This is a genomic window from Clostridium brassicae (genome assembly GCF_026738875.1).
Taxonomy (GTDB): domain Bacteria; phylum Bacillota; class Clostridia; order Clostridiales; family Clostridiaceae; genus Clostridium_H; species Clostridium_H brassicae.
In genome coordinates, this window is the sequence record NZ_JAPQFJ010000014.1 from 43,980 (window position 1) to 70,351 (window position 26,372).

Below are 26,372 nucleotides of genomic sequence, written 5' to 3' on the forward strand. Positions count from 1 at the left end.
AATGAGGAGAAAAGTTTTGTGGAATTGATATAGTTTCAATAATATTATTATAACTAGTATTCATTGGAAAGAAATATATAAACAAATGAATGAACTAGGATTTGAAAATATCTATGTATATACAAATAATAATGAAACTTTTGAAGAATATGATAATGAATATCCTGAATCAATATGGATAGAAACAACAAATTACTGTAATGCAATGGTAAGAAAAAAAGGATATATGTCTTTAGATTTATATAAGAAAATAATAAATGAACTTAAGTTTTTTAAGCCAATGATAAATCTCCATTACTCAGGAGAAACTTTTCTACATAAGGATTTATATGAAATTATAAACTACGCTAAAGGATTTAATTTAGATGTAGGATTTACTACTAACGGAACACTAATAGATAAAGATAATTATTGTATTTTAAAAACAGGAATAGATAGAATAAACATTTCCCTTGCAGGAGTAGATAAAGAAGATTATGAATTTATAAGAAAAAATTCAAGTTTTGATGAAATAGAAGAAAAGATAATTAAACTTGCTAATTTGAAAAAAACAAATAATTTTAATACTAAAATTTATATAAATGTAACGAAAACAGAAAAAAATAAAGATAGGATAGAAAACTTTGTAAGTAAGTTTAATGGTGTTGATGGTATAGATGAAGTAATAGTAAGAAATCTTATGACATGGTCAAAAAGTGTAGATGTATCTGGAATGAAGGTAAATAATAATGAAGAGATAGATAACTCTAGGAATTATGAAATTGTTAAAATTAGTAGTTTGCATCCTATTAATTTTTTACTTTGCAAGGCTATGTATAAAAGTTTAGCTGTTTTATGGGATGGAACTGTTGTGCCTTGTTGGTTAGATTTTCAAGGATATAATAGCTTTGGAAACTTATTAGAAGAAAGTTTTATATAGATATATATATAATGGAGAAAAGAGAAAAAAACTATTAAAAGTTATGCAAGACAAAAGTTTAGTCAAAGATAGTAATGAATTTTGTAAAAATTGTATGAATTTATAAGGAGGAAGCTTATGTCTTTACTTTTAGTTAACCAATTAAAAAATAATAATAAATTATTTGAACTAGCTAATTATGGAAAACATAAATATCTCACATGTCTAGCTAAAGAAATTAATATTGGTTTTATTAATGATGAGGTTCTTTTTAAACAGGATGATATTGTAAGTAACGAATCCGATACTCTTATAGGTTTTATGTTAGGTGAAATTTATGATACTGAAGATAAAAAATATGATTTAAAGTCTAAAGGACACATATTTAAGTCTAATTTAGATATAGAGTACGTAATGCATCTATATGAGGAGTATGGGGAAGATGAATTAAAAAGATTCAATGGTAAGTTTATAATATGTATTTATGACAAAGTAAAAAAAGAAACAATAATTGTGAATGACAGATATGGATATTATACATATTTTTACTCCGTAAATAAAGGAAAATATACATTTTGTAATGATCCTAATGTATTGTTATATTATATTGAAAAAAGGGAATTAAATCAGGAGGCAGTAAATGAATTTTTTAATTTTGGATATCTTTTAGATAATAAAACTCTTTTTAAGAATATAAATAAACTTGAACCAGCCTCTATAGTTAAGTTAAAAAATAATGAAGTGTTGTTTGATAAATATTGGGAGTGGACTGATATTAAGAAAACTATAGATATAACTTACGAACAAGCGGTAGAAAAGCTAGGATTACTTTGGATTAAATCTATTAAGAAAATAATGAATAAACATGAAAAATTTATTTTACCATTAAGCGGTGGATTGGATTCTAGAGCAATTTTAGCAGCAATAGATTTTTTAGGATTCAATAATAAAATAGAAAAAGCTGTAACTATAGGACAAGAGAACTGTTGGGATTATTTGATTGCTAAGAAAGTATGTGAAATTTCAAATATTAAACATGAATTATTACATATAAATGAGAAAATTTGGTTACAAGTAGTAAATGAAACTATAGTAAATTCTATAGGAGGAATATATTGTGCATGTGGAATTATAGAAAAAAGCATAGGAAGAGACATATGTCGATATCCAATCTTAAATGGGTTAGCTGGAGATTTAGTATTAGGAGGGAGCTTTTTATCAGAGAAAGTACTAAGTAGTAAAGTGAAGTACAATGAATATTGTTATAAATGTTTAAAAAGTAGTGGATTAAGTAACATTAATGTTATAAAAAAATTAAATAATATAAATTTACAAATTGATGATGTGGATTTTATAAAAGGTTCAATTGATTATTATTTTTTAAATAATAGTAGAGTTAAAAATTTTACTGTTACAGGAGCTTTGACTCATGGTACAAATTATAATGATATTATACCTTTTTTTGACAATGATTTAATAGAATTTATCTATTCCTTGCCTGATAAATGGAAACTGGATTCACAGTTATACAAAAATATGTTAATTAAATTTTTCCCTAAATTTTATTTAGATATACCTTGGCAGAAAACTGGCAAATCTATAAAAAAAATAGGAATATATACTTTTAACTTAAAAAAAATAAAAATAAAAAAATATAATGAAAAATTAGTAAAAATGCAAAAATCAAATAAATCAATAGTTTTATTTGGAGCATCTAATTATGGGAAAAAATCACTATTACTGCTTAAATTAAAATATAAGAATATTGTGTTTTGTGATAATGATAGTAGTAAATGGGGAAAGTATCTAGAAGGGTATAAGATAATTTCACCAAAAGAGTTATTAAAATATAAAAGTGATTTTATATTTATTACTAGTATGTATTACAAAGAGATATCAATACAGTTAGAAACGTTTAATATATATAATTATCGATATTTTAGTGTGGCAAATAATAAAAAATTTTTATATTCTTCTAACTTTATACATTTTAGTGATTGGATAAAAAAGGATAATATCAGAAAAGAAATTTATAACACATTATTAGATAATGATTGTAGTGGCTTTTACAATACATATGAAATAAAGAAATTATTAGATAATCATATGAATAGAAATGTAGATTCATGGATAGATATATTAATTTTGTATACTTTTAAAAAATTTTATCAGATATACTTCGATACAAATTTGAAATAAGAAGATTATGTGAAAAAAAAGATAGAAGAAGGGAATGTTAGTCTTGAAGGAAGATATAGTTATATTTGGAGCATCTAAGTTTTGAGAAATAGCTTATATACTATTAAAAGATGAGTATAACATTTTATATTATTGGGATAATGATATCAATAAGGTGGGAAAAACTATAAATGGCATCACTAGTGTTTAATTATTAGAAAATATTTTCATTGATATTTATATTTTAATAATTTTTATAGATAAGTTTCTAAATTAAACTATCTTGGTATAAAATTCCTATAGAAAAGGGCAGACTTGCCCTCATAGCGATAGCTTGCGTGGAAATATATGGGTTTAAACTACTATTAACTATCTAGCCACTTATCCCAAGAAAATAAGCTACTATCCACTAATTTTGCAAGTGAGTGTTTTATTAATCTCTTTATTTTTAATAAGCCGTAGGCTGTTTTGGTTACGTCTTGTATTAGTTTTTGCTATAATAAATGTTATTATTGCAGAAACAATTTGCATCATGACTGCATTGAGACTATGACCTATGAATCTTTTTATTTTTAAATTTTGTTTAATCCATTTGAAGAATAGCTCGATATCCCAATGTTTTTTATATAACCATGCTATATCTTCACTGGTATATTGTAGTATGTTAGTTACAAAGGTTAGTATCTGACCTTCAGAATCAACTACGGTTATAACCCTATACTGATTTTTTGTCATATTAATATCTTCTGTACCAAGATAGCAAACAATATCTTCAATGATATTTATAGAATCATCTAGTAGGGTAACGTCAGAGTAAGTTATTTCAAGCTTACTTACTTCAGTTATAGCAGCATTATCTTTTAATCGCGTGATAAAGCGTATTCCTTTATTGCTAAACTCATCAAACTTTTTAAAGACAGCATAGCCTTTATCAAAGACATATATACAATTGTTTTCTGTAATAAGTTCTTTCATCTTAGTTCTATCATGCGGTTTAGCATTAGACACAATTATAAGCTCTGGAACTCCTTTGCTTAAGTTAAATTTTGTATGAAGCTTTATTCCTGCTTTTGTAGAGCGAAATTCTGCCCATTGAAAATAAGTTTTAGCCATACTTTATTAACTTTATGGTTCCAAACTTTTTTATTTTCTCACTTACAGGCAGTTGTTCTAAAGCGTTAGAAATTAGTTCATTCAATATTGGAATGTAAACATTATAATCAATATGATTGTTATAATTAGATAACATTCCCAAGCTAACGCTTTTTATTGACTCCTTTAGCTTAGAGTCTGATTGCATGAAATCATCAATATCCCTTAAGCTATCTAGCTTCGCTAAATGAAAGTAGAGATGAGTTTTTAAATGATTTCATGCTATATTATAGTCAACATCTAACTTATACGTAGATTTTTTCAAAGTGTTCCAGTTAACAATATCTAATAATTTTTCAAAAATAGTGATATAATTACCCATAGATAGTCAGCACCTTTCTTGCTTTTTTATGGTTAGTGGTAATTATATTAAAGCAAGGTTGCTGGCTATTTTCATTTATATATTGATGGTATAAATAGAAGCTTATTACATAAGATTATTGTCAATAGTATTTTAAATCCATTAATTAAACACTAGTGAGAAAATTTAAAGTATAAAAAAGCTATTAATGCTTATAAGATTATATTTAATCATGTGCTAAGTAATATTAATTATGAGAAAGATCCTTTTTTTACGTTTAACTATATTAGAGATATAGAGAAAAAATATAATTTTAAATCTTCTTTCTATTTTATGACAGGAGGAAATTCTGACAAAGATAATTTTTATAAGATAAATGATACTAGAATATTAGAACTTATGTATAAGCTATATAAAGAAAATTGTGAGATAGGTTATCACTATAGTTTTAATTCTTTTGGTAACTTAGAACAAAGAGAAAAAGAAAAAATATTAGACAAGCATGTTGAAAATAAGATATATGGTGGAAGAAACCATTATTTAAGGTTTAAAGCACCTGAAAGCTTTAGAATAAGTGAAACAGTAGGATTATTATATGATACTACATTATCTTTTGCAGATTATGATGGCTTTAGGTGTGGTATATGTATGACGTATAAACCTTTTGATGTACTAGAAAATAGGAAATTAGATATCTGGGAAATTCCCCTTATTGTAATGGAAGGGACTTTAAAGGATAAGAAATATAGAAATTTAAGTAAAAAAGATGGGTTTTTAGCAATCAAAGAAAAGATAGATATTTGTTAAAAAGCATAATGGAGTTTTTACTTTGCTTTGGCATAATTCATCTTTTGATAAAGAAAATTGGAATGGTTGGAAAGATGTATTTGAAAATACTATGAAGTATTTATATAAAAACAATGCATTTGGAACAAGTGGTGAAAAAATAATTAGTATGTTAGAAAATAAGAAGCAAAGGTGATTAAATGAAAACCATATTAATAATGAGAATTGCTAATATGCAGACTATGGAGCAACTTATAAGTTATCTAAAAGAACATAATAAGAAGGATAACATCTATTGTTTAATACAAAAAAGCTCTATTGAAGCTTTTAAAGAGAAATATCCTCATATAAATTATATAGAAAAACAGAATGGTTTTTTTAAGTATAAAGAGTTTAAAAAAGATATAAATTTGAAAAGTAAATTAAAGTGTGTAAAAGCTGATGAAATGTATATCCCATCTTCTTATATAGATTTTCCTGATTTTCAAGATGCTTTTTGATAGCTTCAAAGATAAACTGTAAAAAATACATTTTATTTAATGTAAATGGGGAAATGCAAGAAGAAAAATTAAATTTTGTTTCTTTATGTATAGATAAATATTTAGGTGAAATAATTTATTTTGTAAAAGTATTATTTGCTTTAATAGGAATATTTATAATATACATTTTTGCATATCCTTATTATTTTATAAAAAGAAAATTATTTTAAAATTTATAGGCACTCACTTATGGGTGCTTTTAATTTTAAAGATTTAGTATAAATAAACGATAAAATTAAAGATGATGACAATAAAATATTAAGTACCAGAGGTGATAATGTGAAATTTTTAACAGTTATTGGTGCTAGGCCACAATTTATAAAAGCTACATTAGTTTCTAAAAAATTAAGAGAATCGCATAATGAAATAATTGTTCACACGGGACAACACTATGATAAAAACATGTCAGAAATATTTTTTAAAGAACTAGCAATACCAAAACCTGATTATAATTTAAAAATTGGCTCTGCCTCTCATGGAAGACAAACAGGAGAAATGCTTATAAAGATTGAAGAAGTAATTTTAAAAGAAAAGCCAGACTCTGTCATTGTATATGGTGATACTAATTCCACATTGGCAGGAGCTTTAGCAGCTTCAAAACTACATATTCCAGTAATTCATATAGAATCAGGTCTTAGGAGTTTTAATAAAAAAATGCCAGAAGAACAAAACAGAATACTTACTGATAATATATCCACATATTTGTTTTGTCCTACAAAAACAGCAGTAGATAATTTACGTAATGAAAGAATAATAGAAGATGTTTATAATACTGGTGATGTTATGTATGATTCTACTTTGTTTTTTGGAGACATGGCACAAAACAAATTTAAAGAAGGTTTAGCTGTAAATGATGTAAAAATAGAAGAGAAAAATTATTATTTAGCTACATTACACAGAGCTGAAAATACGGATAACATAGAAAAGATAACAACACTATTAAATACTTTAAATAAACTAGATAGTAAAGTTATAATTCCAGTTCATCCAAGGATCAAAAATATAGTAAAAGAGTTAAATAAAAAGTGTGAATTTAAAAATATAAGTATAATTGAACCGGTTGGATATTTGAAAATGCTTTATTTAATAAAAAATGCTAAAAAGGTTTTAACAGATTCAGGAGGAATGCAAAAGGAAGCTTACTTTTTAAATACTCCGTGTATAACCTTAAGAAATGAAACAGAATGGATAGAAACTTTAAATGGAAATTTGAATGTTTTATGTAAAATTGATTGTGAAGATATAATTGATAAGGCGTATAATACTAATATTGATTATAATATGATAAATAAAAATTATTTTGGAAAAGGGAAGGCAGTTATAGATATTATTAATTTGATAAATACGAGAGTAAGGTGTTAAAAGTGATGGATAAATTTGGTGATAAAGAATTATTAAATTTATATGTAAATACTTTAGATGAAGTAGATTCAATGAACTATAGAAATAAAGTATACTATAGTATACTTTATTTATGGTTAAAAAATAAATTAAATAATAAAAATATAGAAGATTATTTTTTGAAAAATAAAATAAAGACTATTGCTGTTTATGGAGCAGGAAATTTAGGTGAACTTTTATATGATGAATTAAAAAATAGTAATAAGGTATATACTAAGTATTTAATAGATCAAGGCAATGTAAATAAAAAAAATTATCAAATACCAATAATAAAATTAGAACAATTAAGTAATATGGAAGAAGTAGATTGTATTGTTGTAACGCCAATTTATGCCTATGATCAAATAAAAGAAAACTTAAGTAAGTTAGGACTTAACAAAATTATGTGTATTGATGATATTGTAACTGAAATATATTATGAATAATATTACAAATTAAAAAAAGAAAAAGGAACTGATTTTATGAAGTTATTAATGATGTCTAATTTGGATGTTACAAATAAAAATAGTTTAGGGGTCTTAAATAAAATATTTGGACAAGTTGATGCATTTAGTAATTATGGAATTGATATAGATTTAATATACAATAAGCTTCATTTTATAATGGTAAAGAAAATTTGCAGCAATAAAGAAATAAAGTTTAGACCTAGTAGTACAAGGGATTATTATAATAAAATATTAAATTTAATTAACATAAATAAATATGATGTTATATATGTAAGATATCCACTAAGTAATTATTATTTTTTAAATTTCTTAAAAAGTATAAAAGATAGTAATTCTAAAGTAAAAATTATATTAGATTTTCCTACATATCCATATGAAGAAGAGTTGAATAATGAAAGAATATTACAAATAGATAAATTTTTTAGAAGATATATTAATAAATTTGTTGATTTTGGAGTTTGTTACAATAATTTAAATTCAATTTTCTCTATTCCAGTATTAAAATTAGGGAATGGAATTAATTTAAAAAAAATACCACTGAAAAATCAAATAGAACAAGATAGAAAAGAATTAAATCTTATAGCTGTTGCCAATATATCTAAATGGCATGGATATGATAGGTTGATATTAGGATTAAGTGAATACTATAAAGAAAAACCAGAGATAAAAGTTTATTTTAATATTATAGGTAATGGAAATGAACTAGAAAATTTAAAGAATCTTGTGTATAAGTTGGAATTGGGAAAATATGTAGTATTTCATGGTATAAAGGATGGAAATCAGTTAAGTGAAATGTTTGATAAAAGTCATTTAGCTATTGGAAGCTTAGGTATGTATAGAATAGGCTTAAAAGATGGTGCGACATTAAAAGTAAGAGAATATTGTGCGAGAGGAATACCATTTGTTTTAGGCTATGATGATTTAGATTTTTCATTAGATTTTAAATATGCTTTTAAAGCAACAAATGATAATACACCAATAAATATACATAATTTAATTGAATTTTGTAATAAAATACATGAAAATGGAGATGTTGCCAAAGAGATGAGAAACTATGCTGAAAAAAATCTTTCATGGGAATTTAAATTAAAGGCAGTGATAGAGAAAATAATATAATGTAGGATGATAAGAAAAACTAAATTTTATACATGGAGGAATAAAGATGAAAGTTTTAGTAACAGGGGGAGCAGGTTTTGTAGGTTCTCATATAGTTGATTTGTTAATACAAAGAGGTTATGAAGTAGTTGTGGTTGACAATTTATATCATGGTAATCTAAAAAATATTAATTCAAGAGCTGTATTTTATAAAGTAGATATAAGAGATAAATATAAAATAAAAGATATATTTGATAAAGAAAAACCAGATTATGTTATACATGAAGCTTCACAAATAAGTGTGGAAAATTCAATAGAAAATCCTATATTAGATGCAGAGATAAATATATTAGGAACTATAAATGTTTTGGAATCTTGTAAAGGAAGTAAAGTGAAAAAAATAATATATCCGGCTTCGGCAGCTATATTTGGGGAGCCAGAATATTTACCTATAGATGAAAAGCATCCTCTAAGTATGCTTTCACCTTATGGTGTAAGTAAACATACAGTGGAGCATTATTTAGATGTATATAATAAAATTTATGGGATTAATTATGTTTCGTTAAGATGCTCTAATGTATATGGACCGAGACAAGATAGTTCAGGAGAAGGGGGAGTGGTATCGATATTCTGTAATAAGATGTTTAATGGAGAAAGACCTATAATTTTTGGAGATGGCGAGCAAATAAGGGATTTTATTTATGTAACAGATGTTGCAAGAGCTACTTTAATGGCAATGAGTGGTAATATTAATGGCATTTTTAATGTGTGCTCTGGTACAAAGACAAGTATTAATAAATTAGTTAAGTCTATTAATAAAATATTGGATCAAGATATTAAGGCTATCAATAAAGAAGAAAGAAAAGGTGATATTAAATTTAGTTTTATGAGTAATGTGAAAATAAATAGTATATTAAAGTGGGAGCAAAAGATACGTCTAGAAGATGGTCTTAGAAACATGTTAAAATATCTTGAAATGGAAAAAAAAGTATAAAGACAAATGAGGTGTATATTTTGGAAAATAATATAAAAAAAATAATTATTTTTGGAGCATCCAAAGCGGGTCAGAAAATGTTTAATATTTTAAGAAACTTTAATTATAAAGTTGAATTTTTTGTGGATAATGATGAAAATAAATGGGATACCATGGTTTGTGGAAAACCCATAAAATCACCTAAAACGTTAAAAAATATAGATTTGGGAAGATATTATATAATTATAGGCAGTATGTTTATAAATGACATATCTAATCAATTAGAGACAGTGGGGTTATTATATAAAATTAATTTTGATAATATGTATAACTATACAAAGATGCTTATAGAGGATAATATTAACTATTTCATAAGTAGAATTAAAAAAGAGAAAGTTATCTATTTAAATAATAAAAGTGTATTTATGGCACTACCTTGTGGGATTTCTTTAGGGGGAGTAGAGACTTTATCCTCTACAATAAGTAATGCACTAAACGAGAAATATGATAATACATATTTATTGAATTTAAAACCAAGAGAGGGTGATAATCCAGAAGTGATAGGATTTAAATTTAAAGAAAAAATATTAGACTTTTATATAGATGATAATAATTATTTAAATTCATTAATTGAAGGATGCGTAAAGTTACAAAAGTACCTACCTATTACTATTATTCCTAATCATTCTGAAGAAGTTTTTTTAATAGCTAATATTTTAAAAAAAATATATCCAGACTTTGTTAAAGTGATATCTATACTTCATTCTATATCTGACGATACATATGAGAAAAATATTAATTACTCTAAAATTATAAGTAAATTTATATGTGTTAGTGATGAGATTTCTAATAAATTCATAAAATTATTGCCACAAAGAAATGAGGATATTATTACAAAAATATCTCCAGTAGTAATAGAAGGAAAAAGAAATAGCTATTCTAACGAAGAAGAGCCTTTAAAAATTGGGTTTGGAGGTAGGCTTGTAAAAGAAGCAAAAAGATGCGATCTATTAATTAATCTTATAGATGATTTAGAAAGTAGAGAAATAAGCTATGAAATTCATATTGCTGGAAACGGTGACTACTATAATATAATAAATGAGTTTATTATAGAGAAAAAACTTAATAATAAAGTGTTTTTATATGGACAAATACCAAATAATAAGATGAATTATTTTTGGAGGCAAATGGATGTTTATATTAATACATCAGATTTTGAAGGAACAAGTATTGCTATGTTGGAAGCTTTAGGAAATGGATGTGTACCTATTGTTACAAATGTTAGTGGTGTAAAAAAATTTATATCAAATGGTATTAATGGCTTTGTTGTAGAGGTAGGAGATTTTGTTGGAATGGCAAATAATATTGAGTTTTTATACTTTAATAGAGAAAAATTATATAAATTTGGGATGAAATGTATTGATAGAGTGAAAGAAGCATGTTCAATAGAAGATTATATTAATCATATTTACAGTATAATATAATTAATGGAGGATCTTTATGGTTACTATAATTATACCTACATTTAATTCAAAAAAATATATAATACAGGCAGTAGAAAGTGTGTTAGACCAAACTTATAAAGATATAGAAGTAATAGTTGTTGATGATGGTTCTACAGATGGTACTTGTGAAAAATTGGAGAAATATAGAGATGAAATTAAGTATTATTATAAGGAAAATGGAGGAGTAGCATCGGCTAGAAATTTTGGAATTTTAAAAGCAAAAGGTGATTACATATGTTTCTTAGATGCAGATGATATTTATGAAAAAGATAAATTAAAGGAACAAGTTAGATTTTTACAAGATAATCCACAAATAGATGTAGTTTACAATGATATTCAGGTAGAAGATGAAAAATTAAATTATATAAATACTTTAAAAAGTGAAGGTGTTTATAATGACAGAGAAGATTTTTTATCTATGATGCTTATAAGACAGATAATACCAGGACCGGCTTCTATAATGTTTAGAAGAAGATGTATAGAGGATGGATTAAAATATAATGAAGAATATACTAATGCAGAAGATTATGATTTCACATTAAGACTAGCTGAAAAATTTAACTTTGCATATATACCAAAATCTTTGTATGTCTATAGAAGGCATCAAAATAATTTAACTAACAATCATAAAAAACAATTTGATAATGAAATAGAAATAATAAAAAAAATAGGAATTGAAAAAATAAAAAATATAGTTTGGCAAAGTAGCTTTGATGAACTTGAGAAAAAACAATTATTTTCCAAAATATTAATAAAGATTCGTGAATGGCAGAAAGCAAAAGAGGTTTTAATTGGCATTCTAAAATATGAAAAGATAGCAGCAGTTTATTTTTTTCTAGGAAATTGCTATTATTTTTTACAATCTTATGAGGAAGCGAAAGAATATTATGAAAATGCTATCAAACTTAATCCTAATATGGCAGAAGCTTATAACAATTTAGGGTGTGCTCTATCGAGTTATAATAGTACATATGCTATTGATATGTTTAAAAAAGCTTTAAATATAAGACCAGGGTATATGGATGCAGAAATCAATATAAATAAAGTTAATGAAAAAAATACTGATTATAAATTAACTGAAAGAGAATTAAGAAAAACTTTAACTATGTATAAATAGAATTTATCTTTACAATGAAGTTCATAAAATATTATTAAAAGTCGAAACCGACTAGTTAAAAGATATTAAGGATCGAAGTGTTAGTGATGTTAAATATAAGATAAAATTTTTGAAACGAGGAACAAATATGAAAATTTTACTAACTGCTATAGGCAAAAGAGTTCAACTTATAGAATATTTAAAAAAAGACTGCTGTGTTATTGGTGTAGATTGTGGGGATTTGGTACCAGCAGAAAAATTTGTAGATAAATTTTATAAGGTGCCAAAAATAAGTCACCCACTTTATATAAAGAGTCTTTTAAAGATTTGTAAGGAAGAAAAAGTTGATTTATTAATACCTCTTTATGAAAAAGAGTTTATTAATCTATGTAATTTTAGAAATAGATTTGAAGAGCAAGGTACAAAATTATTGTTAAGTAATCTAGATGTAATAAATACATTTAATAACAAGTATAGTACCTATGAATTTTTTATAAATAACAATATAGATACACCTAAAACTTATTTGAAAGACAGTTTACCCAATAAATTAGATTATCCTTTAATAATAAAACCTATTGATGGAATGGGAAGTAGTAATGTTTTTAAAATTAAAAATGAAAAAGAACTACATTTTTTTATTGAATACATAGAAAAGCCTATAATACAAGAATGTATAGAAGGAATAGAATATACAATAGATGTATTATGTGATTTAAATGGAGTAGTTATATCAGCTGTCCCAAGAGAGAGAATTGAAGTGCGTTCTGGAGAAGTTTCTAAAAGTAGGACTGTTAAAGATTTTCCAATAATAAATGATGTTTTGGATTTATGTTCTAAAGCTAAGTTTATAGGTCCTATAACTATTCAATGTATAGTGACTAAAGATAAAAAAATTAAATTTATAGAGGTGAATCCTAGATTTGGTGGAGGAGTTCCATTGTCTTTTGAAGCAGGAGTTAACTACGGAAAATATTTTAACCTTATGTGTAATAAAGGAAAAATAAATCCTATAGTAGGTGACTTTAAAGAAATTACTATGTTAAGATATGACGAGGCGGTATTTATATGATAAAAGTAGTGGTTTTTGATTTAGATGATACATTGTATAATGAAAAGGACTTTGTGTTTGGAGCTTTTAAGGAAGTAGCAATATATTTATCTAAAAAATATGGAATTAGTGCTAACATATTATATGAAGATATGCTTAGTATTTTACATAAAGAAGGCAGAGGTAAAATATTCAACATAATATGTGATAATTATAATATAAATGAAGACATTAAGGCTTTGGTTCAGGTGTATAGAAACTCCAAACCAAAGCTAAATTTATATGAGGATAGTATAGAGATATTAAATAAGCTAAGGTGCAAATATAAATTAGGACTTATAACTGATGGGTTAGCTTATGTTCAATGGAATAAAATCAAAATTTTAGATTTAGAAAAACATTTCGATAATATTATAGTAACTGATGAATTGGGAAGAGAGTATTGGAAACCTCATATAATGCCTTTTCAAAATATGGCAGATAAATTTAAAGTTTCACCAAAGGAATGTATCTACATAGGAGATAATCCTAGTAAGGATTTCTTTGGAGCAAAAAAGATCGGATATAAGACAATAAGAATAATTAGACAAGAAGGGGATCATATTAAAGCAAGACTAGATAAAAATTATGAAGCTGATTACGATATAAGTAGTTTAGATGAATTAATTCCTATAATTCAAGACATTTGATTTAAAAGGTGGGATTATTAATGAAAGTATTAGCTATAGTTCAAGCAAGAATGGGTTCAGAAAGGTTACCAGGAAAAGTTGTAAAACCTATTTTGAATAAGCCTATGATAATGCATACTCTAGATAGATTAAAAAAGAGTAAATACATAGATAAAGTTGTATTGGCAACTTCAGATTTAGAAAAAGATGATATTTTAAATAAAACAGTAAAAGAAGGTTGTTATGATGTTTTTAGAGGTAGTGAAGACAATGTTCTTGAGAGGTATAAAATAACTAGTGATAAATACTGTGGAGATATAATAATAAGAGTTACAGGGGACTGTCCCTTAATTGATCCTGTAATAGTGGATAATGTAGTAAGTTATTTTTTAATGAATAATTTTGATTATGTTAGGCTAGATGTTCCAGAAAGTTTTATTAGAGGTTTTGACGTAGAAGTGTTTTCGAAAGAAGCTTTAGATAAAACCTTTAAACTAGCTAAAGAGGAAAAATATAAGGAACATGTAACACTTTATATGTATAATCATCCAGAGATATTTAAAATAGGTTATGTTAAAGGGAATAGTTTTTATAAAAAAGACTATAGATTGTGTGTTGATACAGAAGAGGATTTTAAGTTAGTAAGTTTAATATATGAAAATTTCAATGATGAAAATGTATCAGCTAAAGATGTAGTTGAATTTTTAGATAAAAATAGAGAAATTGCAAATGTAAATAAACAAGTTGTTCAAAAGAATGTTTAATTAAATGTAAGGAAGTGAAGGCATGAAAATATTAGTAACAGGTGGAACGGGATTTATAGGTAGATGGGTAGTGAAAAGATTATTAGAAGATGGACATAATGTCTTAGCATTAGATAATTTATCTAATGGAAGACTTGAAAATATAGAAGAATTCAAAAGTAATGATAAATTTAAATTTATAAAAGGAGATATAAAAGACAAGAAAACTTTAGATGAAATATTCAATGGGGATAAGTTTGATATTGTATATCATTTAGCTGCCTCCATAAATGTACAAGATAGTATAGATGATCCCGCAACAACTTTTTATAATGATACAGTGGGAACTTTTAATATTTTAGAAAAAGCTAAAATTCAGATGTTTGGAAAAAATGCTAAGATGGATGGGGATGAATGGGTAATAGATGAGAATGAAGATACTTACCCTTGCAAAGTTGTATTTATGAGTACATGTATGGTTTATGATAAAGCAGGAGAAGAGGGTATAAATGAAATTCATCCAACGAAACCAGTATCTCCTTATGGAGGTGCTAAAATAGCAGCTGAAAATATGGTGCTTTCATATTATAATGCATATAAAATTCCTACAGTAGTAATAAGACCGTTTAATACTTATGGACCTTTTCAAAAGACAGGAGGAGAAGGTGGCGTAGTAGCTATATTTATAAAAAATGCTTTAAATAATAAGACGTTGAATATATATGGGACAGGAAATCAAACAAGAGATTTACTTTACGTAAAAGACTGTGCAAGATTTGTAGTCATGACAGGTTACTCAAATAAAGTATATGGGGAAATAGTAAATGCAGGCACAGGAAGAGAGGTAACTATAAATGAACTTGCAAAAATTATTTCAAAAGGTAGAGTTGATATTAATCATGTAAAACATATTCATCCTCAAAGTGAAATAATGAAATTAAAGTGTAATTATGAAAAAGCAAAAGAAATTTTAAATTGGAATCCTGAGTACACTTTAGAAGAAGGGATAAATGAAACGGAAGAATGGATAAAAAGCAATATGCTATCAATATAGTATATGTTTTGTATTAAAATTTTAAAGAATCATAAAGAATGTCATATGATTAGGATGATTCTTTTAAAATGAAAGGAGTTGACTTTATGGGCGATTTAATAAAAATTCAAGATAAAATAATAGGAGAGAACAACTCTACATTTATTATAGCTGAAATGTCAGCAAACCATCTTCAAAACTTTGACAGAGCAGTTGAAATTATAAAAAAAGCCAAGTGGGCAGGAGCAGATGCTATAAAACTTCAAACATACACACCAGACACAATAACTTTAGATTGTGATAATGAGTATTTTCAAATCAAGCAAGGAACAATTTGGGATGGAACTACTTTACATAAATTATATGAAGAAGCATATACTCCTTGGGAGTGGCAGCCTAAATTAAAACAAATAGCTGAAGATGAAGGTTTAATTTGGTTTTCATCTCCTTTTGACAAAACAGCTGTTGAGTTTTTAGAAGATATGGATGTGCCAGCATACAAGATAGCTTCTTTTGAAATAACAGATATACCTTTTATAGAATATATAGCATCTAAAGGAAAACCTGTAATAATGTCAACAGGTATAGCAACTCTTTCGGATATAGAAGAAGCTATAAATGCTTGCAGGAAAGTTGGAAATAATCAAATTGCTTTATTAAAATGTACAAGTGCTTATCCAGCGCCTGTAGAAGAAGCAAATTTAACAACTATTCCTAATATAGCTGAAACTTTTGATGTTGTAACTGGGCTTTCAGATCATACTTTAGGTAGTGCGGTATCTGTAGCTGCTGTAGCCTTAGGAGCTAAAATAATAGAAAAACATTTTACTTTAAGTAGAGAAGATGGTGGACCTGATTCAGCTTTTTCTATGGAACCTCATGAGTTTAAACAAATGGTTGTAGACATAAGAAATGTAGAAAGAGCTTTAGGGAAAATCAGCTATGATCTTACTGAAAAACAACAGAATAGTAGACAACATTCGAGGTCATTGTTTGTAGTAAAAGATGTAAAAGAAGGAGAAGAATTTACTGAAGAAAATGTAAAAAGTATAAGACCAGGGTTTGGTATGAAAACTAAATATATAAAAGATGTTATTGGTAAAAAAGCTAGTTGTAATATAAGTAAAGGAACTCCAATGGATTGGAAGTTTATAAGATAAAAACAGGTGATATATATGAAAATAGCGATTCGAGCAGATGGTGGAAATAAGATAGGTATGGGTCATGTTATGAGAACATTGGTTTTAGCGAAAGAGCTTGCTAAGACCAATGATGTTTTTTATGTATGTAAAGTAGATAATTCTTTCTCAGACAGGTATAAGCAAGGTATAGATAAAATTAGATCTCAAGGATTTAATGTGGTGACTATTGATGAAAATAATGTTTTCAATGAACTAAAAAACATTTTAGCAGATTGTTTAATAACTGATAGTTATGATGTGAATGAAGATTATTTTAATGAAACAAAAAAATATTTTAAATTAACAGGTTATATAGATGACATGAATTTATATTACTTTAATGTTGATTTTATAATAAATCAAAATATTGGGGCAGAGGATTATGTATATAAAACAAACAAGGATACTAAATTATTTTTAGGAACTCAATATGTTATGTTAAGGAAAGAATTTAGAAATATTTCTAATAGAGTTATTAATAAAAAAGTTTCTAATGTTATGATAACTCTAGGTGGATCCGATACTAATGGAATTACAAATATGATTTTAGATTATGTAAAAGATTCAGAACTTAATTTTCATGTTGTAATAGGTCCGTCTTTTGAAGAAAATAATATACAGAAGCTAAGAGAATTAGAAAAACTGAAATCTAATATAAAACTATATTTTAATGCTAATATGATTGAGATAATGAATAAATGTGATATTGCAATATCAGCTTGTGGAAGCACATTATATGAGTTGACAGTTTGCCATGTGCCTACTCTTGGAATAATTGTGGTAGATAATCAGCAACAAATAGCTAGGAAGATGGATGAATTAGGTATGATAAAAAATATGGGATGGTATGATAAATTACTTAAAGATAAGTTTGTTAATAGTTTAAACATCTTATGTAATGATTTTGTAATGAGGAGAGAAATCGCTATAAAAGCTAAGAAATCTATTGACGGTAATGGAGTAGCAAGAATAGCAAAAGAGTTAAAGGTACAATTACATATAAAATAATAATATAGTATGGATGATGCTAAGAAATACATAAAAGTATTGAGTGTGTTATAAAATATACAAAATCTTAAATTAATATTTTTAATATAATTGATATTTAAGGAGATGAAAAACATGGATAAATTAAAAATTTTAAATAGAATTAAGGAATTGTATCTTAAGGATACAAATATAATAAAGTATTTAAAAATAATGGAAAATAATGACTATAATAGTATTGAGGACATTATGATAAGTTATGATTTGCAAGCGGGAACATATAGTGATTACTATAAAAAAAATCCAATATTAAAAAATAAATATTGTAATTATCTTGCTGATATAATTAATAAACTAGAAGAAGTTAATTCATTATTAGAAGTAGGTATTGGGGAAGCAACTACTTTAGGGCCTTTAATGCTAGCTTTAAATAAAAGACCTAAAAATTGCTATGGATTTGATGTATCTTGGTCAAGAATAAAATATGCTAAGAGGTTTCTAAATGAATTAAACTTAAATGAAGTTGAGTTATTTACAGGAGATTTATTTTGTGCTCCATTTAAAGATAATTCTATAGATATAGTATATACTTCTCACTCAGTAGAGCCTAATGGAGGAAAAGAGAGAGAAGCTTTGGAAGAATTATATCGTATAACAAATAAATATCTAATTTTATTAGAACCGGATTACGAATTAGCAGATGAGAAGTCACAGAAGAGAATGATTGAACATGGATATGTAACTAAACTATACTCCACAGCTATAGAGCTTGGTTATAAAGTAATTGAACATAGATTATTTGATATTTGTGCAAATCAACTAAATCCTACGGGATTAATAATAATTGAAAAAGAATCTAAACAACAGGTTGAAAATCCTATATGTTGTCCTATTACAAAAACAAATATGATTAGAAAAAATAATGCTTATTATTCACCTGAAAGTCTTCTTGCTTATCCAATAATAGACGATATACCATGTTTATTATCTCAAAATGCAATTATTGCAACAAAATTCTTATAATAATATCACTGGTGTGTTTTTTCAAAACTCATCTAATGGACGCCTAAAGATTGAAAAACATATAAAAGGTGGAGAAATAATTTGAAAAAACTTTCAAACAAACAAAAAATGATTTTTGTACTTTCTTTAATTTTCTTTTGTACTTCTATAGCTGTTAAAATTAAAAATTTTAATAATAATATTCAAGCTATAAAAAAGAAAGATAGCATAGAAGAAAAAGGTAAACAAAATTTAAAAAACTCTTCATTAAATATTACACCAAAAAAATTAAAAAATCAGTTTGTATTAGATAATAATAAAGAAGTGCAAAATGGCATAGATATCAAGAATAGAGTATCAGAGCTTTTGGGTACTTTAGATAAAGCTATAAATTATTTAAAAAATAATATAGATAATAAAAATAAAAAAGAAGAAATTATAATTTTAATAGATGATTGTATAAATGCTTTAAATAGTATAGAAAATGCTTTAGTGAAGGTTAAAACTAAAGATGATACTATTAATGCAAAGAAAGATATTAAAAAATTAAAAGAGGATTTTAAGGAACTTAAAAAAGTTTTTAAAGAGGGTAACTTAAAGAAATGTAAGGAGATTTTAGATAAAAGCTAATAAGAGATTCAATCCCCTAATATTTGGATTAAGTTTTAAAGAAAATTTGCGATAAGTATAGGAAGAGAAACTATTATTTCACAAACAAAGTAAAGTAATGTTTAAAGTTTAGTAATTTTTAGGGGAGTTGGATAAGTAATGAGCGTAAACGAAGATTTTAAGACAAATGAGGAAATATTGGCTGCATTTAAGCTTGTATTACCTTACATTAACAAAATTATACATGATGACATGGTAGTGGGATTAACAGACTTAGAAAAGTATATTGGATACCATAGAGCAAATGATTTTGAATTGGATTTACCAGAAGGAAAACCAATTGAGGGAATTGACACTATTAAAGAGTGTATTAAATATAAAAAGGAAACTTTTGCTGATGTTCCACGTGAAGTATATGGTAGAGAAATTAAAACTATATTTACTCCTATATATGGAATAAATAATGAAGTTATAGGAACTCTTAGTTCAGGCATAGACTTTAATAATAATAAAAGACTTATAGAATCTGTATCTGGGTTAGCTGAAGTTACAGAACAGGTAAATAAAAGTATAAGACAAGTTGCAGAATCAGCAACCAATTTAGCAAATGCAGGTCAAAGTTCAATTGAAATGGTTGGAAAACTTAACGATAAAAAGAGTGATACAGCTGAAATTTTGCAATTTATCAGAAATATTTCAGCACAAACAAATTTACTTGGTTTGAATGCTGCTATAGAATCAGCTAGAGCTGGTGAATATGGACGAGGTTTTTCTGTAGTAGCTTCTGAAGTGAGAAAGTTGGCAGAACAATCTCAAGAATCAGTTAAAAACATAGAAAAAATACTTGAAGAAATGAATGGAAGTATAAATCATATTAGTAATAACGTAGGGAATATAGGTGCAATTAGTGAAGAACAGGCAGCAGTTACAGAAGAAGTTTTAGCAAATGTTGATCAAATAAATAATACAGTTGAAGATTTGAAAAATTTTGTTCAAAGATATAAATAGAGTTTGATTGAAAATTAACAGCAGAGGTATGGCGTAAAATACATCTTTAAATTAAGTTCTAAAAAAAAATTACGATAATAATTAAAGGATATATTTCACAGACAAGGAAGTCTAATATAAAAACAAGGAGATAATATTATGGATATTGCAGGAATGTCTATGAATTTAAACAATGCTAAAGTAATGCAGGCATCTCAATTAGCTGTTATGAAACTTGCTATGAACACAGGTAAAGATATTGCAGCTGAAATGACTGAAATGATGGAAAAATCTTGTGACCCTAATTTGGGAAACCACATTGATACACAAGCTTAAAAGGGGGGAATTGTATGTTTGTTGCAAATAACATATCCCTTTTAAATTCTTTTGGCAAGCTAACTAAAAATAAGACAGCTAAAAATGAACTTACAGAAAAGATATCTTCCGGAAAAAGAATAAATAGAGCTGCTGATGATTCAGCAGGATTATCTATAAGCCAAAGCTTTAAAGCTCAAGTAAGAGGGATTGACATGGCAGAGAGAAATATCCAAGATGGTATTTCTATGATTCAAGTAGCAGACGGTGCTATGGAGGAGATAACAAAAACTCTTCACAGGATGAAGGAAGCTTCAGTACAAGCAGCTAATGGAACATTAACAGATGAAGATAGAGGAGCAATAGAAGAAGAATTTAAAAATCTTAAAGAAAGCATAGATAAAATAGTAAATGATACAGAATTTAATGAAATAAAGCTTTTAAATGAAGATAAAACATTGAATTTACAAATAAGAGATAACCCGTATGCTAGCTATGATTTAACACTAACTGATAATTCTTGCATAGCTTTAGGAATAGATGATATTAATGTAAGTACTGTAGGTAGTTCCAATGAAGCCAATGGAAAGATTGACGAAGCTTTAAATAGGATTACTAGTAATAGAACAGAGTTAGGGGGACATTTAAATAATCTCCAACATTCTTATAATGATGTATCTAATGCAAAAATTAATTTAACAGCCTCTCTTTCACAAGTGGAAGATGTAAATATGGCAACAGCTCTTATGCAATCTGTTAAAAATAATGTACTATTAAATTGTAATAAATCTATGTTAACTTCAGCAAAATTGAATAATGAAAATGTAAATACTGTACTTAACAAATGGATTTCATAGAAGTGCCTTAGGGTACTTCTTGTTTTTATACTTATTTATTGTAAAACTCCACTTAGTTTATAATTTTAATATAGAGTAAGAATTTATTAAAAGTTAAGGGCTTCTAATTATTTTTATAATATGAGAAAATATTAAATATTCATAAAAAATATTCGATAATATAGTAAATATTTCTAATAAGGTTATGAATTTAATTTAAAGCTAAAAATTAAAGAGATTGGGGAGATTTACTATGTACACGATACTTCATATTGAACAAAGCGAATTTTTTTGTAATATTGTAGAGGATCAGGTGAGAAAAAAAGGTTATCAATACATGTGCACTAATAACTTTAATGAAGCCTATAGTATACTAGAAAAATTTTATGTAGATTTGATAATAACTTCATTGTCTGCAAAAGATGGAAAGGTTGAAAATTTTGTAACTAAGGTTAATAAAAACATAAATGATAAGATTCCAATTTTTGCATTAACAGGAGGTAATCTTAATAATAAAAAGAAAAAAATAATTGATCTAGGGGTTAGTGACTATATATTTAAAAGTGATTTAGCGAATGAAGTATCTGAGCGTATAGATGATGTTTTAGAAGAACAGGGAAATATGAAGTACCTTAAAGAGGTAGAAATGGCAATAATAGATGATAATTTTTTTGAAACTGCTATAGAAGAAAAACTTTTAAATAAATATGATATATATAACTTTGATTATTATCAGTCAGGAAAAGAACTTATAAAGAGCAAAAACAAATATGATGTATATCTTGTGGATATAATTCTTAAAGATGAGTTTGGAACAGATATTATAAGAGATATAAGAAGAAATAACAAAGATGCTGTAATTATAGCTGTAACCTCTCTTAATAATCCTAGGACTTTGGCTAGTGTTTTAAATGCAGGAGCAGATGACTATATACCTAAACCTTTAGATGAAAATTTATTTATAGCTAAATTAAAGTCTAACATAAGACATTACAGTTACCATGGAGAAACTTTTGAAACATCACAGGGATATTAACTTTGATTTTACAAAGACATGCTTTTGCAAGTCTTTTTTTTATGTCCATTTTGATGGGAATTATTTACATGCAGTATATATTTTTTAAAACAATATATTTATTAAATAATTAATAAATTTTGTAAATATAAAATACAGTTATTACAAATTACAGTTATTTTATAGAACTTCAAATATTTAGGAAATAACTTTTGATATACAATAAAGGTTTGAAATTGAAACACGAAATATGTAGTATGGTAAAATTATTTTTTAAAAATTTCATTTAATTTAAAAACAATTTAAAAATAAAAGATATTTTTGGTATTTATAAAAATAAATACAGGAGGAACCTTAAATATGAAATTAAAGAAAAATTTAAAAGTCACACAAGGAATTGTTATTTTAGGCATTATAGCTTTTTTGAGTACTTTTATTGTAGCGGGCGTAGGTTTTTATGGTATGAGCAAATTAACAAATAACACTAAAGCTATATATGAAGAAAAATTGAATAATATTAAAATATTTGGCTACATTAATGCTGAAATGGGAATGCTTAGAAATTCTCTTACTAAGGTTATAGATAGACCATATAACCAAGATGAAGTAAATATTGTATTAGAAAATGATAAAGCTATAAAAGAGAATTTACAACTCCTTGAAAAAGTTAAAAAGGATGCAAAAGGAGAGGAGTTTCTAAAAATTGCAAAGCAAAATTACAAAGAATATATGAAAGGCGCAGAGCAAATAATAGCTAAAAAGAAGAGTGGACAAGTAATTGAAACTAGCTTTGCTCAGCAGTATGGTAAAGCTGGAACAAATGTATCAAAAAGCATATTAGATTCTATGGATTATAATAAACAGTTAGCAGAAGCGCTTTATAAAGAATCTACCGAACAATCTAATTCTATGAAAACTATATTTATAGTTGTACTTATTTTGTCATCAGTAATAGTAGTTTGTATACTTTTAACAATATTTAAGATTATAAAGGATTCTATAAAAGATTTTACTAATATTCTTAAAGTTATATCTTCAGGAGATTTCACAGTAGGAATAGATACAACTGAAAATAATGAGTTTGGAATTATGAAAAAAGAACTTGCCTGTACTATAGAATCTATATCAGGAATACTTAAAAAAATAAAAAATGATATGGAAAAGATAAACGATAACGCTATATCCTTATCTTCTATATCAGAAGAAATGACAGCAACTACTCAAGAAGTAGCAAATTCTATAGAAGGTGTTGCTGATGGGTCTGTTTCTCAAGCAGGTGATCTTGTTCAAACAGCCCAACTAGCAAGTGACTTTGGAGAATCAATAAATAACATTGTTATATCAATAAGTAATGTAGATTCAAATGCGAAAAATGTAAATGGATTAGCTAGTACAAGCAATTCTAATCTTTTAGAATTAATTAATTCCTCTAGTGAAATGAGAGAAGCTTTTAAAGAAGTAAGCAGTAAAATATCTTCATTAGGAAGTAGTGTAAGACAGATAAACGAAATTACTAATATGATAAATAATATTGCAGATCAAACTAATTTACTTGCATTAAATGCAGCTATTGAAGCAGCAAGGGCAGGAGAAGCGGGGAAGGGATTTGCAGTAGTAGCAGAAGAAATAAGAAAATTGGCAGAACAAAGTAAAAATTCTCTTGGAGAAATAAATAATCATATTAATGTAATTTCTAATGAAACAGAGGAAGTTATAAATAATACAGAAAAAGTTAATCTAGAGTTTACAAAACAAACGGAAGTAATAAATAATTCCATTGATTCTTTCAAAAATATTATAGAAGAAATAGAAAATATATTACCTTTAATAGAAAGTGTAAATTCAGAAGTAAACAAAATAAACTCTGAGAAAAATGATATTATAAGTAAGGTAGAAAGCGCTTCAGCGGTAGCAGAAGAAAATTCAGCTTCTTCAGAAGAAATTTCAGCTTCTGCTCATGAAATGAATGCATCATCAGAAGAAGTAGCTTCTAGTTCAGAAACATTATCAATAGTGGCAGCAGCAACTTTAGAAAAAATAAATAAATTTAAACTATAAGTAAAATGAAAAAACAACTCTTGTGGATTTATATATCATACAAGAGTTGTTTTTTATAAATGAATAGAAAAAATGTTTTAAAGAAATAAAATTAATAAACGATAAATTTAATAATGTCTATTTAAGTAGATATGTCTAGGGAGGTATAAGAAATTACTTACATTGTATAATGTAAGTAATGGCTATTTTAATAAAAATTTTTATTTATTGGAGTTGATAAAATGAGATTAAATCATAACCTAGCATCACTTAATATATATAGAGAACATGAAAGAGTACTTCAAAGACAAAGTGGTGTTTTAGAAAGGATTTCTTCAGGAACTAAGATAAATAGTGCAAAAGACAATCCTGTTAAGTTGGCTGATAGTGAAAGAATGAGAATTCAAATAAGAGGTCTACAAATGGCTGAAAGGAATGCTCAAGATGGCATAAGTATGCTTCAAACAGCAGAGGGTGGTTTAGATGGGATGACTTCTATGCTTCAAAGAATAAGAGAACTTACTTTGCAAGCAGGAAGTGGTGCAAATAATACTCAAGATAAAGAAACAATACAACAAGAGATTAATCAACTTATTGAAGGAATTGAAGATATATCTAAAAATACAGAATTCAATAGTATTCATTTACTAAATGGTAATGCAGATGATAAAAGTCTTTTTATGCCTATAGGTGCTAATGTTGGAGAAAAAGTAGATATACCCATGTTTGATTTATCTTGTGAAAAAATAGGAAATGGCAGTAAAACACTTAAGGATTTAAATACTTCTGGATTAAACAATTTAGGCGTAGACGAATCTTTGTCAATAATTGATGGAGCGCTAGATAGTGTTTTAAGTGCTAGAAGTAAATATGGTGCTATTTGTAATAGATTTGAAAGTAGTCATGATAAAATAAGTGAGATATATACTTGTATGCAAGGTGCTGAAAGTAAAATAAGAGATTCTGATATAGCAGAAGAAATGATGAACTTTGCTAGAGATAATATTTTAATAGAATCGGGAAATGCTATGATGGCTCAATCAAACAAGTTCCCTCAGGATGCATTAAAAGTATTGGAAAATGTGAGAACTAGGTAATTTATATACCTAGTTCTTTTATGGAATAAATAGACTTTTTAATGGCTTTTTAAAATCTATAATAATAATTATAAATAAAATAAAAAAAATATTAAATTAAACTTGAATTATTTTAGATAATAATGTAAAATTTAAATGGATAAAGAGTTTATTTCCATATTGAAGGAAGTTGATATGATTGATAGAGAATAAGATTTTATTTAGCTAGAGATATATCAATTTTATATATGGTTCTTATAAATATTATTAATTAAAAAATAAAATAGATATTTACTATTACTAGTATGTACATAAAGAGAGTATGGTTATATTTAGCTATATGTAAGCTAGCATGGTTAGTTTAAGTTACTTTGAAAGTAACTTGTCTGATTGTGCTGGCTTTTATTTTTTGATGTGATATTTTGCAATAATATATATTAATTTGAAAATTAGTATAAATAA

26 protein-coding genes are annotated in these 26,372 nt (G+C 26.2%); 25 read left to right on the forward strand and 1 reads right to left on the reverse strand.

Annotation, left to right across the window (positions count from 1 at the left end):
- Window positions 1-85: 85 nt before the first annotated feature.
- Window positions 86-919 (forward strand): radical SAM/SPASM domain-containing protein, encoded by an 834-nt coding sequence (locus OW729_RS13190; RefSeq protein WP_268062000.1) that lies wholly within the window; start codon window positions 86-88, stop codon window positions 917-919.
- Window positions 920-1,036: 117 nt separating this feature from the next.
- Entirely contained in the window at window positions 1,037-3,097 is a 2,061-nt protein-coding gene (locus tag OW729_RS13195) for an asparagine synthetase B family protein (RefSeq protein WP_268062001.1), read from the forward strand.
- A gap of 381 nt (window positions 3,098-3,478) precedes the next feature.
- Here OW729_RS13195 and OW729_RS13200 read toward each other — a convergent pair whose 3' ends face one another.
- Window positions 3,479-4,189: an IS4 family transposase gene (locus OW729_RS13200; RefSeq protein ID WP_268062002.1), complete on the reverse strand. Its 711-nt coding sequence runs from the start codon at window positions 4,187-4,189 to the stop codon at window positions 3,479-3,481.
- 574 nt (window positions 4,190-4,763) lie between these two features.
- Between OW729_RS13200 and OW729_RS13205 the strand changes: the two genes are divergently transcribed.
- The 23 genes from OW729_RS13205 (at window position 4,764) to OW729_RS13315 (ending at window position 25,931) form a co-directional block, all read left to right on the forward strand.
- Window positions 4,764-5,336: a polysaccharide deacetylase family protein gene (locus tag OW729_RS13205; RefSeq protein ID WP_268062003.1), complete on the forward strand. Its 573-nt coding sequence runs from the start codon at window positions 4,764-4,766 to the stop codon at window positions 5,334-5,336.
- Between the two features lie 22 nt (window positions 5,337-5,358).
- Window positions 5,359-5,511, forward strand: a complete 153-nt coding sequence (locus tag OW729_RS13210) for a hypothetical protein (RefSeq protein ID WP_268062004.1) — start codon at window positions 5,359-5,361, stop codon at window positions 5,509-5,511.
- A gap of 4 nt (window positions 5,512-5,515) precedes the next feature.
- Window positions 5,516-5,815, forward strand: a complete 300-nt coding sequence (locus OW729_RS13215) for a hypothetical protein (RefSeq protein ID WP_268062005.1) — start codon at window positions 5,516-5,518, stop codon at window positions 5,813-5,815.
- Between the two features lie 318 nt (window positions 5,816-6,133).
- Window positions 6,134-7,216: a non-hydrolyzing UDP-N-acetylglucosamine 2-epimerase gene (gene wecB / locus OW729_RS13220; RefSeq protein ID WP_268062006.1), complete on the forward strand. Its 1,083-nt coding sequence runs from the start codon at window positions 6,134-6,136 to the stop codon at window positions 7,214-7,216.
- Window positions 7,217-7,221: 5 nt separating this feature from the next.
- Complete coding sequence (locus OW729_RS13225) at window positions 7,222-7,680, forward strand: hypothetical protein (RefSeq protein ID WP_268062007.1); 459 nt, start codon at window positions 7,222-7,224, stop codon at window positions 7,678-7,680.
- A gap of 36 nt (window positions 7,681-7,716) precedes the next feature.
- Entirely contained in the window at window positions 7,717-8,817 is a 1,101-nt protein-coding gene (locus tag OW729_RS13230) for a glycosyltransferase (RefSeq protein ID WP_268062008.1), read from the forward strand.
- Window positions 8,818-8,863: 46 nt separating this feature from the next.
- Complete coding sequence (locus OW729_RS13235; protein ID WP_268062009.1) at window positions 8,864-9,790, forward strand: NAD-dependent epimerase/dehydratase family protein; 927 nt, start codon at window positions 8,864-8,866, stop codon at window positions 9,788-9,790.
- Window positions 9,791-9,810: 20 nt separating this feature from the next.
- On the forward strand, window positions 9,811-11,253 hold the full coding sequence (locus OW729_RS13240) for a glycosyltransferase (protein WP_268062010.1): 1,443 nt from the start codon (window positions 9,811-9,813) through the stop codon (window positions 11,251-11,253).
- Between the two features lie 16 nt (window positions 11,254-11,269).
- Window positions 11,270-12,391 carry a glycosyltransferase gene (locus tag OW729_RS13245; protein ID WP_268062011.1) on the forward strand — a complete coding sequence of 374 codons (1,122 nt, stop codon included), beginning with the start codon at window positions 11,270-11,272 and terminating at the stop codon, window positions 12,389-12,391.
- Between the two features lie 127 nt (window positions 12,392-12,518).
- Window positions 12,519-13,442: an ATP-grasp domain-containing protein gene (locus tag OW729_RS13250; protein ID WP_268062012.1), complete on the forward strand. Its 924-nt coding sequence runs from the start codon at window positions 12,519-12,521 to the stop codon at window positions 13,440-13,442.
- Entirely contained in the window at window positions 13,439-14,110 is a 672-nt protein-coding gene (locus OW729_RS13255) for an HAD family hydrolase (protein ID WP_268062013.1), read from the forward strand. The genes OW729_RS13250 and OW729_RS13255 overlap by 4 nt, the downstream gene beginning before the upstream one ends.
- A 20-nt stretch (window positions 14,111-14,130) precedes the next feature.
- A complete protein-coding gene (locus OW729_RS13260; RefSeq protein WP_268062014.1) occupies window positions 14,131-14,853 on the forward strand; it encodes a glycosyltransferase family protein in 723 nt (240 codons plus the stop codon).
- Between the two features lie 22 nt (window positions 14,854-14,875).
- On the forward strand, window positions 14,876-15,886 hold the full coding sequence (locus OW729_RS13265) for a dTDP-glucose 4,6-dehydratase (RefSeq protein ID WP_268062015.1): 1,011 nt from the start codon (window positions 14,876-14,878) through the stop codon (window positions 15,884-15,886).
- An 86-nt stretch (window positions 15,887-15,972) separates the two neighbouring features.
- Window positions 15,973-17,025 (forward strand): pseudaminic acid synthase, encoded by a 1,053-nt coding sequence (gene pseI / locus OW729_RS13270; RefSeq protein ID WP_268062016.1) that lies wholly within the window; start codon window positions 15,973-15,975, stop codon window positions 17,023-17,025.
- A gap of 15 nt (window positions 17,026-17,040) precedes the next feature.
- Window positions 17,041-18,054 (forward strand): UDP-2,4-diacetamido-2,4,6-trideoxy-beta-L-altropyranose hydrolase, encoded by a 1,014-nt coding sequence (gene pseG, locus OW729_RS13275; protein ID WP_268062017.1) that lies wholly within the window; start codon window positions 17,041-17,043, stop codon window positions 18,052-18,054.
- 114 nt (window positions 18,055-18,168) lie between these two features.
- Complete coding sequence (locus OW729_RS13280) at window positions 18,169-19,056, forward strand: methyltransferase domain-containing protein (protein WP_268062018.1); 888 nt, start codon at window positions 18,169-18,171, stop codon at window positions 19,054-19,056.
- A gap of 81 nt (window positions 19,057-19,137) precedes the next feature.
- Entirely contained in the window at window positions 19,138-19,665 is a 528-nt protein-coding gene (locus OW729_RS13285; protein ID WP_268062019.1) for a hypothetical protein, read from the forward strand.
- Between the two features lie 138 nt (window positions 19,666-19,803).
- Window positions 19,804-20,652 carry a methyl-accepting chemotaxis protein gene (locus OW729_RS13290; protein ID WP_326498378.1) on the forward strand — a complete coding sequence of 283 codons (849 nt, stop codon included), beginning with the start codon at window positions 19,804-19,806 and terminating at the stop codon, window positions 20,650-20,652.
- Window positions 20,653-20,790: 138 nt separating this feature from the next.
- Window positions 20,791-20,967, forward strand: coding sequence for a YjfB family protein (locus OW729_RS13295; protein WP_268062020.1), 177 nt, complete (start codon window positions 20,791-20,793; stop codon window positions 20,965-20,967).
- 14 nt (window positions 20,968-20,981) lie between these two features.
- The gene (locus OW729_RS13300; protein ID WP_268062021.1) at window positions 20,982-21,803 is read left to right on the forward strand and encodes a flagellin; all 822 of its coding nucleotides are present in this window, start codon (window positions 20,982-20,984) and stop codon (window positions 21,801-21,803) included.
- 232 nt (window positions 21,804-22,035) lie between these two features.
- Complete coding sequence (locus tag OW729_RS13305) at window positions 22,036-22,818, forward strand: response regulator (protein WP_268062022.1); 783 nt, start codon at window positions 22,036-22,038, stop codon at window positions 22,816-22,818.
- Window positions 22,819-23,157: 339 nt separating this feature from the next.
- Window positions 23,158-24,855 (forward strand): methyl-accepting chemotaxis protein, encoded by a 1,698-nt coding sequence (locus OW729_RS13310; RefSeq protein ID WP_268062023.1) that lies wholly within the window; start codon window positions 23,158-23,160, stop codon window positions 24,853-24,855.
- 221 nt (window positions 24,856-25,076) lie between these two features.
- Window positions 25,077-25,931: a flagellin N-terminal helical domain-containing protein gene (locus OW729_RS13315; protein WP_268062024.1), complete on the forward strand. Its 855-nt coding sequence runs from the start codon at window positions 25,077-25,079 to the stop codon at window positions 25,929-25,931.
- The last annotated feature ends 441 nt before the right edge of the window (window positions 25,932-26,372 follow it).